Source organism: Providencia lanzhouensis (assembly GCF_050469745.1).
Classification (GTDB): domain Bacteria; phylum Pseudomonadota; class Gammaproteobacteria; order Enterobacterales; family Enterobacteriaceae; genus Providencia; species Providencia lanzhouensis.
Genome location: NZ_CP174123.1, coordinates 2,567,942 through 2,583,047, shown reverse-complemented (window position 1 = coordinate 2,583,047; position 15,106 = coordinate 2,567,942). Strand labels below are relative to the sequence as shown.

The window sequence follows — 15,106 nt, the reverse complement described above, 5'->3', positions numbered from 1 at the left end:
GTTTTTTGGTTACTCTAAAGCAGTACCGCCAGCATAAGGCTGGCGGCAAGAAAGTCTTTATGCTGTTAAGCGTGCAGCATCTTGGGCAATCACCAACTCTTCATTGGTTGGAATAACCAGTGCCGGGCGGCTGTTGTCGGTGGTGATAACACCTTCTTTACCGAAACGTGCAGCTAAGTTACGCTCGTGGTCATATTCGAAACCAAGAATTGCCAGTTTCTTCAGCGTGATTTCACGCACTTGCGCAGAGTTTTCACCGATACCGCCAGTGAAGATAATTGCATCAAGACGACCTTCCATCAGCGCGCTGTACGCACCAACATATTTTGCTAAACGGTGGCAGAACACATCCATTGCACGGGTTGCATCCGCTTTGGTGCCGTAGTTATCTTCAACATAACGGCAGTCGCTAGTCACGCCAGTTAAGCCCAGTAAGCCAGACTCTTTGGTCAGCATTTTGTTGATTTGGTCAACGCTCATGCCTAATGAATCATGCAAGTGGAAAATAATCGCAGGGTCGATATCGCCGCTACGAGTTCCCATGACTAAGCCTTCTAATGGAGTTAAACCCATTGATGTATCAACACATTTACCGTTAACGATAGCAGATACTGAACCACCATTACCTAAATGGCAAGTGATAACGTTCAGTTCATCAACTGGCTTGTTCAGTTTTTTCGCGGCTTCACGAGAAACGTAGAAATGGCTAGTACCGTGCGCACCATAACGACGGATGCTGTGCTCGGAATATAATTCGTATGGCAGTGCATACAGGTAAGCTTCTTCAGGCATGGTCTGATGGAATGCTGTATCGAATACCGCTACGTTTTTGGTGATCAGATGAGGGAATGATTTTCTCGCCTCTTCAATACCAATAAGGTGAGCTGGGTTATGTAAAGGCGCGAATGGGATTGCTGCTTTAATACCCGCGATAACTTCGTCGTCAATAACAACAGAAGAAGTAAATTTCTCGCCACCATGAACAATACGGTGACCAATAGAGGAAATTTGTGCTGACAATTCAGGCTTCGCAGCAAGAATCGTATTTACGATGAAGTTCAGTGCTTCGCTATGCGCAGCGCCTGCACCTAAAGGTGCCTCATGTTTTTCACCGTCCATTTTCCATTTAATGCGGGCTTCAGGCAAATTAAAACATTCAGCTAAACCTGATAGAAATTCATCTCCATTAGTCGGATCGATGATTGCAAATTTCAGTGAGGAGCTACCGCAGTTTAAAACCAGTACCAGCTTACTTGACATGGAAATACCTATCTTAGTTGATGTTGTGAAGCCCGTTATGAGGACACACAGACTTAGTTGAAAAATGTAATTCGCTAGAGCCTAGCGCATTTATATCCGACCAATTCATGATTGATATCATGATATGTGCAAAAAAGTACATGGGTCGATGATTTTACAGGGTTTTCTCGCGCAAACGTTACGTGATGCTGTTAAATAACTGTGAGAAATAAGTCACAGTATCGTGTTGAAATAACGCGCAGAACCCCAATATATCACTGTTGTTTACTTATTAAAGAGAACTATTAAGTAACATAGTTCGGCAGTAATTCTAATTACGGTCGATTCTACTAAAACTATTTTATATTTTATACGTTTTTTTTAAAAATAGGGCGTTTGGTTGATTAAAATCATAAATGCCATATAAAGTGTAGTTATAGCGGTGAGTTACGCATTCAAGAGAATAGCGGGTTTCATTTAAGTTAGCTTAATTAAAGCTAAATTTGTGAAAATTAACTTAAAAACTGAGTGTGCGTTCACGCTCAATTTGACGTAAGCTAGCCATAGATTGATATTGTTTTTGTGATGACATCCAGAAATGAATAGCGACAGAAAATGAATGGCAGTAGAAAATCAATAGTAGTAGGAAATTAATTGATGAGCACAATGCAGAGTACCCCTCCGGGTTTTTTCAAACGCTTCAGATTAGGTAATCACTATCTGAAGGTTTTCCCTATGGAAAAAAAGCTAACGCCACTGTTTCCTGAACTACGTATCAATAAAGCGATTCGGTTTGGGATCCGCTTTATGCCGCCCATTGCGATATTTACGCTGGCTTGGCAAATTGCGTTAGGCGGGCAGTTAGGTCCAGCTGTCGCAACGGCGCTATTTGCCTGCAGCTTGCCAATGCAAGGATTATGGTGGTTAGGTAAGCGTGCCGTCACACCATTACCGGCAGGGTTATTAAGCTGGTTCTATGAAATTCGCGATAAATTTACCGAAGCGGGAATCGCGATGGCACCCGTTGAGCAGCAGCCTGACTATATGGCGCTAGCCGAACTTTTGAAAAAAGCGTTCAATCAGTTAGATCATACCTTTATGGAAGATATCTAAACGGTTCATTGAACCTTATTTAGCATTCAATTTGATAACAAACCTTTATTTAACAGTAATTAACGCAAAATAACTGTTTAGATCAATAAAAGTGATATTTAATCTGTGCATTATCAACATTGAATGCGAAGATTGCAGAAAATTATCTACGGAGAGCTGTGATGGAAATGACCAATGCTGAACGCTTAATTTTATCCAATCAATATAAAATGATGACCATGTTAGACCCAGATAACGCGGAGCGTTACCGCCGTCTGCAAACTATCATTGAGCGTGGATTTGGTTTACAAATGCGCGAGCTGGATAGGGATTTTGGTGAACTCAGCGAGCAAACGTGTCGTACAGTTATTGAAGTGATGGAAATGTACCATGCGCTGCAAGTTTCTTACGGCAACATGGAAGACAAACATGGTGTGGATGGTCGTCGTGTGCAGTTTTTGGGCTTTGATGCCGCAACGGAAGCGCGTTATCTGAGTTACGTGCGCTTTATGGTTAATACAGAAGGGCGATATACCCATTTCGATAGCGGAACTCATGGCTTTAACTCACAAACACCAATGTGGGATAAATATTTAAGAATGCTGAAAATTTGGCAAGCTTGCCCTCGCCAATATCACCTTTCAGCGGTTGAGGTTTCTCAAATTCTCAATGCTTAACCTATCTTTTTAGGTAGACACATTTACGTCTTGCATTAGGTAGCACGATTTTCTGAAAAAGGGTTTGATGTGAAGTTAAAAGCAAAAGGTTTTTTATTCGATCTCGATGGCACGTTGGCGGACTCACTCGCTGTTGTTGAGCGCTGTTGGTGTTTATTCGGCGATAGAATTGGTGAAGATAAGCAAGCGATTATCGACTACATTCATGGAAAACCTGCAATGACCACATTGCGCCATTTCCTACCTAATGCGAGCGAAGAAGAGCTGCAAAGCCATTTTCGTTGGTTAGAGAAGATGGAAAGTGAAGATATGGAGGGGGTTGTTGCACTGCCAGGTGCAATAGCGCTGTTATCTTTATTGAATAAATTAGGCGCCCCTTGGGCGATTGTGACATCAGGTACAGTACCCATTGCTCACGGACGCCGAGCAGCAGCGGGTTTACCTGAACCTAAACATTGGGTCACGTTTGAAAAAGTCTCGAAAGGTAAACCAGACCCAGAACCTTTCCAATTAGGGGCGAAAAGCCTCGAACTGCCTCCTGAAGAGTGCATTGCTTTTGAAGATGCGCCAGCGGGGATCCATTCAGCATTAAGTGCGGGCTGCCAAGTTATTGCAGTTCACGCTCCAGAAGGCATGCCGAGAAGAGATGAAATCTCTGCGATTATTAGTACATTAGAACAAATTTCCGTGACAGGTCCTGACGATAACGGCTATTTTGAGCTTTTCGTGTCGAAAAACGTCTAATTGCGATCTAATCAAAGAAATCCTCTGAAAAACATGGTTAACTAACTAAAATCTTTAGCCTGTTTTTTTTCGTCGAAAGGGGATACTTTGAACGGAGAATTGCTGTGGGTGCTAACCCTACTATTGATCGCGGTTGTTCTATTTACTACCAATAAAGTCCGCATGGATGTGGTTGCCTTATTAGTCATTGTGGCGTTTGTATTAAGCGATACACTGACCTTACAACAGGCAACGGCGGGTTTTGCGGATCCTAACGTTTTGTTGATTGCCGCTCTGTTTGTCATCGGTGATGGTCTGGTTCGTACCGGAATTGCCTACCAAATGGGGGAGTGGCTCGTCCGAGTTGCAGGCAGCAGCGAAAGTAAAATGCTCGTCTTTTTAATGATGACGGTGGCGGGGCTCGGTGCATTTATGAGCTCCACTGGCGTGGTCGCTATCTTTATTCCGGTGGTGCTCAGTGTCGCAGCACGGATGAAAACCTCACCAAGTCGATTAATGATGCCGCTGGGCTTTGCTGGCTTAATCAGCGGCATGATGACATTAGTCGCAACTCCTCCCAACATGGTGGTCAACAGTGAATTAGTTCGCGAAGGATTACCCAGCTTTCAATTTTTCTCAATCACCCCAATAGGACTTCTTATTTTAGTCGCGGGTATTGGCTATATGTGGCTGACTCGTCGCTGGTTGGGTAGCAATGAACCGGATAAACAACCTGTTAAATATCAACGTAGTTTTCGTGATTTGATCCGCGATTATAAACTGGCTGGGCGTGCCCGCCGATTAGCGATTCGTAAAGGTTCTTCACTGATTGGACATACGCTTGATGAGCTTCATTTGCGTTCCCGTTATGGTGCAAACGTTGTGGGGATTGAGCGCTGGCGTAAGTTTCGCCGTGTGATGGTGAGTGCAACGGGGGGAACGGAGCTACGTGAGCGTGATGTTTTGCTAATTGATATTTCAGTGACTGACGATGAACTGCGCCAATTTTGTAGTGAACAGCTTCTTGAGCCGATGATTTTGCGTGGGGATTATTTTTCCGAGCAATCGAGGGATGTGGGGATGGCGGAAGTTTCCATGAACCCGGACTCGGAATTGCTAGGTAAAAGTTTACGAGAGATTAAATTTCGTACCCGATATGGTTTAAACGTCGTCGGGATCCGTCGCGATGGAAAAGCGCTTGATGGAAAACTGGTGGATGAACCTTTGCGCTTGGGGGATATTTTACTGGTCATCGGTGATTGGAAATTGATCCGTGTTCTATCAACAAAACCGCGTAATTTTATCGTATTGAACTTAGCCGCCGAAGTCGAAGCTGTTGCCCCTGCCTCCTCACAAGCCCCTCATGCGTTATTTTGCCTTGCGCTCATGGTGGCGATGATGGTTACCAATGAAATCCCTAACTTTATTGCAGCGTTGATTGCCTGTTTATTAATGGGAAAATTTCGCTGTATTGATATGGAAAGCGCGTACAAATCGATTCATTGGCCGAGTATTATTTTGATTGTTGGCATGATGCCATTCGCTATCGCTTTACAAGAAACCGGGGGGATAGCCCTTGCGGTAGATGCACTAATGAAGGTAGCTGGCGGATTAGGTCCTCATGTGATGCTAGTCTGCCTGTTTATTTTATGCGCGACGATAGGCTTATTTATTTCCAATACGGCTACTGCGGTACTCATGGCGCCTATTGCGATTGCCGCCGCGCATCAAATGGATGTCTCTCCATTACCTTTTGCGATGGTGATTGGTATTGCGGCATCCGCTGCGTTTATGACCCCTGTTTCTTCCCCTGTGAATACATTGGTATTGGGTCCCGGTGGTTATAAATTTGCAGATTTTCTGAAGATCGGCGTGCCATTTACGATAATTGTAATGTTTATCAGTGTGGCAGTTATTCCTATCTTATTTCCTTTTTAAGTAAATACAAAAATAGTATCAATAAAGAGCTCTATTATATATTAGGGCTCTTTTTATATTAAAAATAATAAATTTATAATATTTAATATGTTTTAATGATAAATCTTTTGTTGATATTCTCCTCAATTCAATATCTATTAATTATAGGCGGATGATATGAGTAAAAATGAATCGTGGGGTAATGAGAAGTTTGTTTACGGTTATTGCGATTTTGAAAATTATTGGGGGGAGGATTTATCACATGTTGTGTTAACTCACTTTGTCTCTGGTTATTTTGATATAACTAAAAAACTGTTAACTTCAAAAGAAATATATGACATTCCGAATAAGGCTGAACTGAAAAAGGTGTTCACTATATTATTTGAGCGAAATAAAATAGATTCATATGATTTTTGGTCATTAAAATTAGTCACGAAGAGTGGAGAGGTTTATGAAACGAAAGAACCTTTACGTTGTACTATTTCAATTGATGATTCTGAGTTTGTAATATTGGGTATTAATGGGGATGCAAAAACATTTTATATTGCATTCTCTGTAATGATAGGTTGTAATGTAAAATTAGAAAAGGTTGATTAAGCTCTTTTGTTAGACGAGTTTAGACTTGAAGTTTTTAGATTGGTAGAACAATAAATATACTATATAAGTGGGCATCGCATACCACTACTTATATATTAATTGCTTATTTCATCTAAAGACAGAGTAAAGCTAGGTACAAACGTTTTTATAAAATATTCCATTTCAGGGCTATTGCGCTCCGCTAACATTTTTTCAAGACGTTTTTTGGCTAACTTGAATTCGCTATTACCTGCGGATAGCTCTTCTAAACATTTTAAATAGGCACATAAGGTATCTGCCTGTTTTACAATAAAATGTTCTTCCTCGGATTGCAGATCTTCTACCAGTAAGCATTTAAAATCGTCTTGCAACTCTTCTGGCAGCATATCCAACAATTTTTGCTGGGCAAATTTCTCGATTTTTTTATATTCGTGGGCGATTTGCTGATTGTGATATTTAATTGGCGTTGGTAAGTCACCAGTGATGACTTCACTGGCATCATGATACATGGCAAATAGCGCAATTTTTTCAGGGTTGACATTTCCCTCGAATTTGCGGTTTTTAATGACCGCAAGAGCATGTGCTACCATGGCAACTTGTAAGCTATGCTCGGAGACATTCTCGGTACGCACATTGCGCATGAGTGGCCAGCGATGAATAAGTTTCATTCTAGCAAGGTGGGCAAAAAAATAACTCATAATCCCTCTTCAGTGATCCGGTGATGGTCTAAATTATATCTCAAAATTTATGAGGCTGGTAAGTTTATTTTGTCAGGCTTAAGAGGGCTTTTCTTATAAAAAACTAATAAATACAAGTGGTTTAAGGTTACTTAAATACCGCTATGATGAGACTCTATCTAAAAAGGAGGATGTATGAACATAGAAAAACTAAGTGGTGGTATTGCCTCATTTGAAAACCATTGGGGAGAAGAGATATTGATGGCTAATTTACAGCACACTTCAATTAGATTGGCTTCAATTTCACTTGGGGGTATACAAAATAATGAACTGATTGAAAATGCATTTGAATATATTATTCAACATGATGTTGGACAAACAAGTGATTACTGGCGTGTTCATATTGTAACGTTGTCGGGTTCTTATACTACGCCTGACGGATTTTTTTGCTCAATTAGTGAGGAAGATAAAAAAATAGGGCGAGTTAAATTATCCGTTGATGGTAAAAACAAGCAATTAAATGTTACATACCCAGTATCAGGAACTTTTTCGACAAAAATGTCTATGTATTACCTTTGAAAGTTTCTAGTGTAAAGATTTAACAGTCGTTAAACATAATTTTGCTAACCATAAGCTTAATGTAAAGTAGGGTGAAAAAAGAAATAAATAGTGTCATGCAGAGTATATTAATTTGAATGGTTTTGAGTTTTTAGAGATTTAATCCATAAATGGTTATGCTAAAACAATATCTGTGGTGTTTATACATTCTAATAGCTGTAGTACATGGTTAATCTAAGGATGGATTTATTGTTATATATAAATAGGAATTCAGTCAATCTCATAAGGATGCTCTTAAATGGATTGAAATTAATTTATTGAACGATTAATTGATATAAAGGAAGAATGATTTATAATCATCGATATTATTCTAACTTGTCAGCTAATCGAGGTTTTTATGAAATACTTTCCAGTAATATTAGTGTTGTTTTTTCTTGCGGCAGTTTATCTTATTTCTATCATTTAAATATCAGATAAAGATAGTCGTATTAAGAGATGATATGTAATAAATAGAATGGTTCTTTTAGGACTATTCTATTTGCCTGCTCATCCTGAAATTAATCACGCTTAAATAATTTAAAGTATTTTGAGATAACTTTGATTATAGGATGGGTCATTTTAATTAGTTATAACAGTAATATTTCATTTTATAGGCTATCAAAAATAAATAGCTCACTGAGGAGCTATTTATTGACTAACAAAAATCTTAGTAATGTTCTAATTACTGCTTATATCCGCTAAGGAAACGCCCGAACTTGGTAATCGCCATTTCTAAATCATCTGCATAAGGCAGGGTGACAATACGGAAATGGTCTGGATGTGGCCAGTTAAATGCAGTTCCCTGAACTAATAGCACTTTTTCTTGCAGTAGCAGGTCAAGGATCATTTTTTGGTCATCGTGGATATTAAAACGTTTAATATCAATTTTCGGGAACATATACAGAGCGCCTTGTGGCTTAACACAAGAGACACCAGGAATTTGGTTAATCAATTCCCATGCACGATTACGCTGCTCATATAAACGACCACCCGGTTGGATAAATTCACTGATACTTTGGTAACCGCCTAATGCTGTTTGGATAGCGTGTTGCATTGGCACGTTAGCGCATAAGCGCATGGAGGCTAACATTTCTAAGCCTTCAATATAACTTTTGGCCTGCTTTTTCGGACCATTTAATACCATCCAACCTTGGCGGAAACCTGCGACACGGTAGGTTTTTGATAACCCGTTAAAGGTCACTGTCAGTAAGTCAGGAGCCAATGCTGCGATAGAGTGGTGCTGCGCATCGTCATACAGAATTTTATCGTAAATTTCGTCGGCAAAGATAATCAAACTATGTTGGCGAGCAATCTCGACGATTTCCATTAATAGTTCTTTGCTGTACACCGCACCTGTTGGGTTATTTGGGTTGATGATGACAATCCCACGGGTACGTGGGCTGATTTTTTTGCGGATATCGTCAATATCCGGCATCCAGCCTTGTTGTTCATCACACATATAGTGAACAGCATTACCGCCCGATAACGAAACAGCCGCTGTCCAGAGTGGATAATCAGGGGCTGGAACCAGCATTTCATCGCCATTGTTTAATAGCGCTTGCATTGCTTGAACGATTAATTCAGAAACACCGTTACCAATATAAACATCTTCAACCGTCATATCGTGGATATCACGGGCTTGGTAGTGTTGAACAATTGCCTTACGCGCAGAATATAAGCCTTTAGAATCACAGTAACCTTGTGAGCTTGGCAGATTGCGCAGGACATCAACGAGGATCTCATCAGGTGCTTCAAAGCCAAACGGTGCCGGGTTACCAATGTTCAGTTTTAGGACTTTATTGCCTTCTTCTTCTAAGCGTTTAGCTTCTTTTAAAACTGGCCCGCGAATGTCATAGCAAACATTATCAAGCTTATTGGATTTCATTATCGTATTCATGGTTCTCTCATTACCCTAACGGGCTAGCAATCATAGGGGACTTCCGGCGTTACTATCTACTGTACTCCTCCCTCGGAAGCTTTTGAAGATGCTAGATAATTTTTGGTGTAAAAGGTTGGTTTAGACATAAATCAGATATGTGCTATCTTAAAGTATTGAATAAGTTAGATGATGATTCCAATTATAGTTATTAAGTTGGAATCTAATTCTGATAATTATCGTTGTTTTGGAGTGTGTCAGTGGATGAGTTATAAAAAAATGGCAGAAAAGTCGCATAATGACAAAGTAACAAAAATTGTATCACTCTGTAAGTTTGCATCTTAAATCATTAAATTAGAAATAAATTTAACTATTGGTCGGGGCATTTTGGGTGCTTTTTGACTTTTTTTGTTAGCAATATTGATTATTTTAATGAGAATATTCTTAGTGAAACCGTGGTTATAATGTTTAGTGTATTGATAATTAATAAAATTGTTAATTTACATCATATGTTACATAAACAGCTTACATTAAAATAATTGCAACTACATTAAATATGTTACTATTTAGTCTTCTTCAATTATTTCGCGCTTATTGAGTTTTACGTTAATCAACCCCGCTTTAATTGATAGAAATTTAAAACACTAATTGGATAATTAAGCTGTTTAAGTTAATTATCAAATAGATATAGCAATATAGAGTATTGAATACAATAAATGCAGATCTACGGATTAGAAATGCAAAAGTTGGATTATTTTTAAGACTCGCTGATTCTCACGGAGGAGAGCAGAAACACCAGGTATCATAAAATTATATAAAGAGAATGTACGATGATAAATTCCAATCGTCCCATAATGAACTTAGATCTCGATTTACTACGCACATTTGTCGCAGTGGCTGATCTTAACACTTTTGCCGCTGCTGCTGCCGCAGTATGTCGAACCCAGTCCGCTGTTAGCCAGCAGATGCAACGTTTAGAGCAATTAGTTGGTCGTGAATTATTTGCACGTCACGGGCGTAATAAGCTGTTAACCGCCCACGGTTTGCAATTACTCGGTTATGCGAGACAAATTTTACGCGCTAATGATGATGCCACCGCATCTTTAACCTATAACGATGCAGATGGCGAATTGCGTATCGGGGCATCCGACGATACCGTCGATATCTTATTACCTTTCTTACTAAACCGTATTGCCTCCGTATTTCCACGCATCGCGGTAGAAGTGAGAATTAAACGTGCTCAGTTTATTGAGTCAATGTTAGATAATCATGAAATTGATCTAGCATTAACGACAAGTCGTATTCCTCAGCACCCAAAAACAGCATTAAGAACTGTCCCGATTTTATGGCACAGCGCACCTGATTTTCAGCTACGCCCAAATGAGCCAATCCCATTGGTGGTAATGGATGAAACTAACCCATACCGTAAGTTATGTACTCATGCATTAGATGAAGCAGGATTACCATGGCATGTGGCTTATGAAGCGGCATCATTACCTGCTGTTCGCGCAGCGGTGAATGCCGAAGTTGGAGTAACTGCACGTCCAATGGAAATGCAAAATGCGGATCTGCGTGTTTTAGGCGAGTCAGATGGCTTACCTCGTTTACCAGATATTCAGTACTGGCTATATAAAAATGCGGATGAGCAAAAAGATTTCGTGCTCACTGTTTTTAATGCAATTGAAAACAAAAAAATCTCTTATTCTGTCGCTGAACAAGTTGAGAACGGCGCTCAATAAGATAGAGAACTGTCCTTATCGATAAAATAGGATTTTTATCAAAGATAAGTATCAAATAAATCAAAATATGTTTATCCGGCTGAGTCAGTTAATTCTGGCTCAGCCGTTTTTTTTCCATCTATATCTTCCTTAAAACCGACCTGACTATTTTACGCATTTATATTGTTATCAAATTGTTTTTAACTGAAATTTACTGACCATACTCATTAAGTGGTTAATAGGGGAAGAAGGGGATTTTGCCAGTACGATATTTTACTTAAAGTTCAGGTGACAAAATAGTGAACAATGTTTCTGCTCAATAGGTGACAAAACACACGAATTAACCACTTATTGAGTATGGATTTACGCGTAAGAGCATGAAATAATTGTGATGTATATGGCATAACATGAAATTCATTAGTTAGTTAACGATTTGTTACGCCGTTAACAAAATTTATTTGCTGAATTGATAAAATAGCTGAGAGTAGTCAGTGGCTTAGTGGGCATGATGAATAAAAATTCGTTATCGCTTATTAAATTAAATTCGGATGTTATGTAAACAAATTGAGTATTTTTTCAATAAATCTGTGCGTTAGATCAAATAAAAAGCACATTTTTTCGTCTGTTAAGACAGGTTTTTCCTGAGATAATAGTGTAGTAAAAGCGAATAATCAGTTAGACTACTTTGCGTGTTTATTTGTGTATAGTAACACTGACACGTTTTAGCAGTTAATGAGTTATTTTTGTTTCACAAATGTTTTTGACGTGTGAATTATTTGTAATAAATACGGTTATTTTGTCTCATTTGAGCAAAATAAAATGTAGTGAGAGAAGGGCAAACCAAACAGCAGTCGTCAGGCTGATTTTAGTTTGGGGGATCTTTTAGTTTAGAGGTCAATTTTAGTCTTTCTTCTCGATTAACTGGGCAATTGTGGTGCAATACTGCCGTGTTATAAAAAGAGCAGTTAAGTGCCATAAGTAATGAGTAAGCAACGAGTATGTCTACATCAATCCTAGAGTTAGCCCATAACTGGGGCTTTGCTATATTCCTTCTCGGCGCTATTGGTCTTTGCGCTTTCATGTTGACCGCAGGTCATTTCTTGGGTAGCCGCGCTAAAGCCAGAACAAAACATGTTCCCTACGAGTCAGGTATTGACTCTGTCGGTAGTGCTCGTCTTCGTATGTCAGCCAAGTTTTACTTGGTCGCGATGTTTTTCGTGATCTTCGATGTGGAGGCTATGTTCTTATTTGCATGGTCTGTCGCCATCCGCGAAGCGGGATGGGTCGGTTTCATCGAAGCCGCTATTTTTATCTTGGTATTGTTGGCGGGATTATTTTATCTGATCCGCGTTGGTGCACTCGATTGGACTCCAATCCGTTCACGTCGCGCAGTTAAAGGTCCTAGTGAAGTTATTAAAATCAGCAATCGTCATCCGCAGTAAAAAGCGAGGCATTATACAATGGATTATACGCTCACCCGCATAGATCCGAACGGTGAGAACGACCGTTACCCACTGCAAACTCAAGAAATCGTTACTGATCCTCTTGAGCAGCAAGTTGAAAACAGCGTGTATATGGGGAAATTATCCCATGCACTTCATGATGTGGTGAACTGGGGACGTAAAAACTCCCTGTGGCCATACAACTTCGGTCTTTCATGTTGCTATGTAGAAATGGTGACGTCGTTCACGGCTGTTCATGACGTAGCCCGCTTTGGTGCGGAAGTACTGCGTGCTTCTCCTCGTCAAGCCGACTTTATGGTTGTTGCGGGAACTTGTTTTACCAAAATGGCTCCCGTCATCCAGCGCCTTTATGACCAAATGCTTGAACCAAAATGGGTTATCTCCATGGGTTCATGTGCGAACTCCGGTGGGATGTATGACATCTACTCTGTTGTTCAAGGCGTCGATAAATTTATTCCCGTGGATGTGTACATTCCAGGCTGCCCGCCACGCCCTGAAGCCTATATGCAGGCTCTCCTTCTGTTACAAGAATCCATCGGCAAAGAACGTCGCCCACTTTCATGGGTTGTCGGTGATCAGGGTGTTTATCGTGCGAATATGCAGTCAGAAAGAGAAAGAAAACACGGTGAACGTATTGCAGTAACCAACCTGCGTACCCCTGACGAAATTTAAGGCTTTTAGCCATACAGCGTAACAGAGCAATGTTGTTGCGAAATAATAAACCTGATCAAGCGTTATGGTGAAGAATGATGACAGATCAGATAGCGCAAGCGAGTCATAATCAGCCAGAATGGCAGACACAAGATCACATTAATGATCCTGTGCTTCTGGAACTGCGCAACCAATTTGGCCCGGATGCCTTTTCAGTTCAAGCAACCCGCACTGGCATGCCAGTGGTTTGGGTGCGCCGTGAACAATTACTGGAAATTGTAGATTTCTTACAGAAGCTACCTAAACCTTATGTGATGTTGTTCGACTTACATGGAGTCGATGAACGCCAGCGTATTCATCGCCAAGGTCTGCCTGAAGCGGACTTTAGTGTGTTCTACCACATCATTTCCATTGACCGAAACCGCGATATCATGTTGAAAGTGGCTCTTAACGAGAAAGACTTAAACGTGCCATCAGTGGTTTCTTTATTCCCAAATGCCAACTGGTATGAGCGTGAAGTGTGGGACATGTTCGGGATCACCTTCCAAGGTCACCCAAATTTACGTCGCTTGCTGATGTCTCCAAGCTGGGAAGGTCACCCGCTGCGCAAAGATTACCCTGCGCGCGCCACGGAATTCGACCCATTTGTTCTGACTAAGCAAAAGCAAGATCTGGAAATGGAAGCATTAACTTTCAAACCAGAAGAGTGGGGCTTAGATCGTGGAAATGAAAACGAAGATTTCATGTTCCTGAACTTGGGTCCAAACCACCCATCTTCTCACGGTGCATTCCGTATCGTGCTGCAATTGGATGGTGAAGAGATTGTTAACTGCGTTCCCGACATCGGCTACCACCACCGTGGTGCGGAAAAAATGGGTGAGCGTCAGTCATGGCATAGCTACATTCCTTATACCGACCGTATCGAATACCTCGGCGGCTGTGTGAATGAAATGCCATATATTCTTGCAGTTGAAAAACTGGCAGGTATCGAAGTACCGGATCGCGTAAAAACTATCCGTGTGATGATGTCTGAACTGTTCCGTATCAACAGTCACCTACTGTATATCAGTACCTATATTCAAGACGTTGGTGCGATGACGCCGGTGTTCTTTGCGTTTACTGATAGACAAAAAGTGTACAACGTCATTGAAGCAATCACTGGTTTCCGTATGCACCCAGCTTGGTTCCGCATCGGTGGGGTTGCTCACGATTTACCGCGTGGCTGGGATAAATTACTGCGTGAATTATTAGACTGGTTACCGAAACGTCTAGAATCCTATGTGACCTCTGCGCTGAAAAACTCCATTTTGAAAGGTCGTTCTATTGGTGTGGCATCTTACACCAAGGAAGAGGCATTAGCGTGGGGTGTGACAGGTGCAGGCTTGCGTGCAACGGGTGTGGACTTTGACGTACGTAAAGCACGTCCTTATTCAGGTTATGAAAACTTTGAATTCGACATTCCAATCGCCCATAACGGTGACTGCTATGACCGCGTAATGATCAAAGTGGAAGAGATGCGTCAAAGTATCCGTATTCTTGAGCAGTGTCTGAAGAATATGCCTGAAGGTCCATTTAAAGCTGACCATCCACTGACAACGCCGCCACCGAAAGAGCGCACATTGCAGCATATCGAAACCCTGATCAACCACTTCTTACAAGTGTCTTGGGGGCCGGTAATGCCAGCTAACGAATCATTCCAGATGGTTGAAGCAACCAAAGGGATCAACAGCTACTACTTAACCAGTGACGGCAGCACCATGAGCTACCGTACACGTATTCGTACTCCGAGTTATGCGCACTTGCAGCAAATTCCGGCGACAATCAGAGGTAGCTTGGTTTCTGACTTAATTGTCTATCTGGGTAGTATCGATTTTGTAATGTCGGATGTGGATCGCTAACC

Annotated in this window: 13 protein-coding genes; 10 read left to right on the top strand and 3 right to left on the bottom strand. The window is 40.9% G+C overall.

Translation table 11 applies throughout. From position 1 onward, the window contains the following. Positions 1–57: 57 nt before the first annotated feature. Positions 58–1,260 carry an acetate kinase gene (ackA, locus tag ACIH2S_RS12225; RefSeq protein WP_036952711.1) on the bottom strand — a complete coding sequence of 401 codons (1,203 nt, stop codon included), beginning with the start codon at positions 1,258–1,260 and terminating at the stop codon, positions 58–60. A 636-nt stretch (positions 1,261–1,896) separates the two neighbouring features. Here ackA and yfbV point away from each other — a divergent pair. From yfbV to ACIH2S_RS12200, 5 genes are all read left to right on the top strand, one after another. Beyond that, positions 1,897–2,352, top strand: a complete 456-nt coding sequence (gene yfbV, locus ACIH2S_RS12220; RefSeq protein ID WP_036952713.1) for a terminus macrodomain insulation protein YfbV — start codon at positions 1,897–1,899, stop codon at positions 2,350–2,352. A 161-nt stretch (positions 2,353–2,513) separates the two neighbouring features. After that, entirely contained in the window at positions 2,514–3,008 is a 495-nt protein-coding gene (locus tag ACIH2S_RS12215) for a YfbU family protein (RefSeq protein WP_036952716.1), read from the top strand. Between the two features lie 69 nt (positions 3,009–3,077). After that, entirely contained in the window at positions 3,078–3,752 is a 675-nt protein-coding gene (locus ACIH2S_RS12210; protein WP_036952718.1) for a sugar phosphatase, read from the top strand. A gap of 87 nt (positions 3,753–3,839) precedes the next feature. Then, positions 3,840–5,669, top strand: coding sequence for an SLC13 family permease (locus ACIH2S_RS12205; protein ID WP_036952721.1), 1,830 nt, complete (start codon positions 3,840–3,842; stop codon positions 5,667–5,669). Between the two features lie 156 nt (positions 5,670–5,825). Beyond that, positions 5,826–6,245, top strand: a complete 420-nt coding sequence (locus ACIH2S_RS12200) for a hypothetical protein (RefSeq protein ID WP_051422684.1) — start codon at positions 5,826–5,828, stop codon at positions 6,243–6,245. Between the two features lie 95 nt (positions 6,246–6,340). On the opposite strand, the gene yfbR is transcribed toward ACIH2S_RS12200, so the two are convergent. Next, positions 6,341–6,922: a 5'-deoxynucleotidase gene (gene yfbR / locus ACIH2S_RS12195; protein ID WP_108478584.1), complete on the bottom strand. Its 582-nt coding sequence runs from the start codon at positions 6,920–6,922 to the stop codon at positions 6,341–6,343. Positions 6,923–7,096: 174 nt separating this feature from the next. Here yfbR and ACIH2S_RS12190 point away from each other — a divergent pair, with 174 nt between their 5' ends. Next, the gene (locus ACIH2S_RS12190; protein WP_108478585.1) at positions 7,097–7,480 is read left to right on the top strand and encodes a hypothetical protein; all 384 of its coding nucleotides are present in this window, start codon (positions 7,097–7,099) and stop codon (positions 7,478–7,480) included. A gap of 700 nt (positions 7,481–8,180) precedes the next feature. On the opposite strand, the gene ACIH2S_RS12185 is transcribed toward ACIH2S_RS12190, so the two are convergent. Beyond that, a complete protein-coding gene (locus tag ACIH2S_RS12185; RefSeq protein ID WP_036952728.1) occupies positions 8,181–9,395 on the bottom strand; it encodes a pyridoxal phosphate-dependent aminotransferase in 1,215 nt (404 codons plus the stop codon). A gap of 809 nt (positions 9,396–10,204) precedes the next feature. On the opposite strand from ACIH2S_RS12185, the gene ACIH2S_RS12180 reads away from it, so the two are divergent. From ACIH2S_RS12180 to nuoC, 4 genes are all read left to right on the top strand, one after another. Continuing rightward, positions 10,205–11,113 carry a LysR family transcriptional regulator gene (locus ACIH2S_RS12180; RefSeq protein WP_036952731.1) on the top strand — a complete coding sequence of 303 codons (909 nt, stop codon included), beginning with the start codon at positions 10,205–10,207 and terminating at the stop codon, positions 11,111–11,113. A gap of 977 nt (positions 11,114–12,090) precedes the next feature. Next, positions 12,091–12,534, top strand: a complete 444-nt coding sequence (locus tag ACIH2S_RS12175) for an NADH-quinone oxidoreductase subunit A (RefSeq protein WP_036952734.1) — start codon at positions 12,091–12,093, stop codon at positions 12,532–12,534. A gap of 18 nt (positions 12,535–12,552) precedes the next feature. Continuing rightward, positions 12,553–13,227: a NuoB/complex I 20 kDa subunit family protein gene (locus ACIH2S_RS12170; protein ID WP_004912254.1), complete on the top strand. Its 675-nt coding sequence runs from the start codon at positions 12,553–12,555 to the stop codon at positions 13,225–13,227. Between the two features lie 74 nt (positions 13,228–13,301). Continuing rightward, complete coding sequence (gene nuoC / locus ACIH2S_RS12165; protein ID WP_181477305.1) at positions 13,302–15,104, top strand: NADH-quinone oxidoreductase subunit C/D; 1,803 nt, start codon at positions 13,302–13,304, stop codon at positions 15,102–15,104. The last annotated feature ends 2 nt before the right edge of the window (positions 15,105–15,106 follow it).

Bases quoted from the DNA above. Each gene is read 5' to 3' on its own strand.
- ackA (WP_036952711.1), bottom strand. From the start codon at position 1,260: ATGTCAAGTAAGCTGGTACTGGTTTTAAACTGCGGTAGCTCCTCACTG.
- yfbV (WP_036952713.1), top strand. From the start codon at position 1,897: ATGAGCACAATGCAGAGTACCCCTCCGGGTTTTTTCAAACGCTTCAGA.
- ACIH2S_RS12215 (WP_036952716.1), top strand. From the start codon at position 2,514: ATGGAAATGACCAATGCTGAACGCTTAATTTTATCCAATCAATATAAA.
- ACIH2S_RS12200 (WP_051422684.1), top strand. From the start codon at position 5,826: ATGAGTAAAAATGAATCGTGGGGTAATGAGAAGTTTGTTTACGGTTAT.
- yfbR (WP_108478584.1), bottom strand. From the start codon at position 6,922: ATGAGTTATTTTTTTGCCCACCTTGCTAGAATGAAACTTATTCATCGC.
- ACIH2S_RS12190 (WP_108478585.1), top strand. From the start codon at position 7,097: ATGAACATAGAAAAACTAAGTGGTGGTATTGCCTCATTTGAAAACCAT.
- ACIH2S_RS12185 (WP_036952728.1), bottom strand. From the start codon at position 9,395: ATGAATACGATAATGAAATCCAATAAGCTTGATAATGTTTGCTATGAC.
- ACIH2S_RS12180 (WP_036952731.1), top strand. From the start codon at position 10,205: ATGATAAATTCCAATCGTCCCATAATGAACTTAGATCTCGATTTACTA.
- ACIH2S_RS12175 (WP_036952734.1), top strand. From the start codon at position 12,091: ATGTCTACATCAATCCTAGAGTTAGCCCATAACTGGGGCTTTGCTATA.
- ACIH2S_RS12170 (WP_004912254.1), top strand. From the start codon at position 12,553: ATGGATTATACGCTCACCCGCATAGATCCGAACGGTGAGAACGACCGT.
- nuoC (WP_181477305.1), top strand. From the start codon at position 13,302: ATGATGACAGATCAGATAGCGCAAGCGAGTCATAATCAGCCAGAATGG.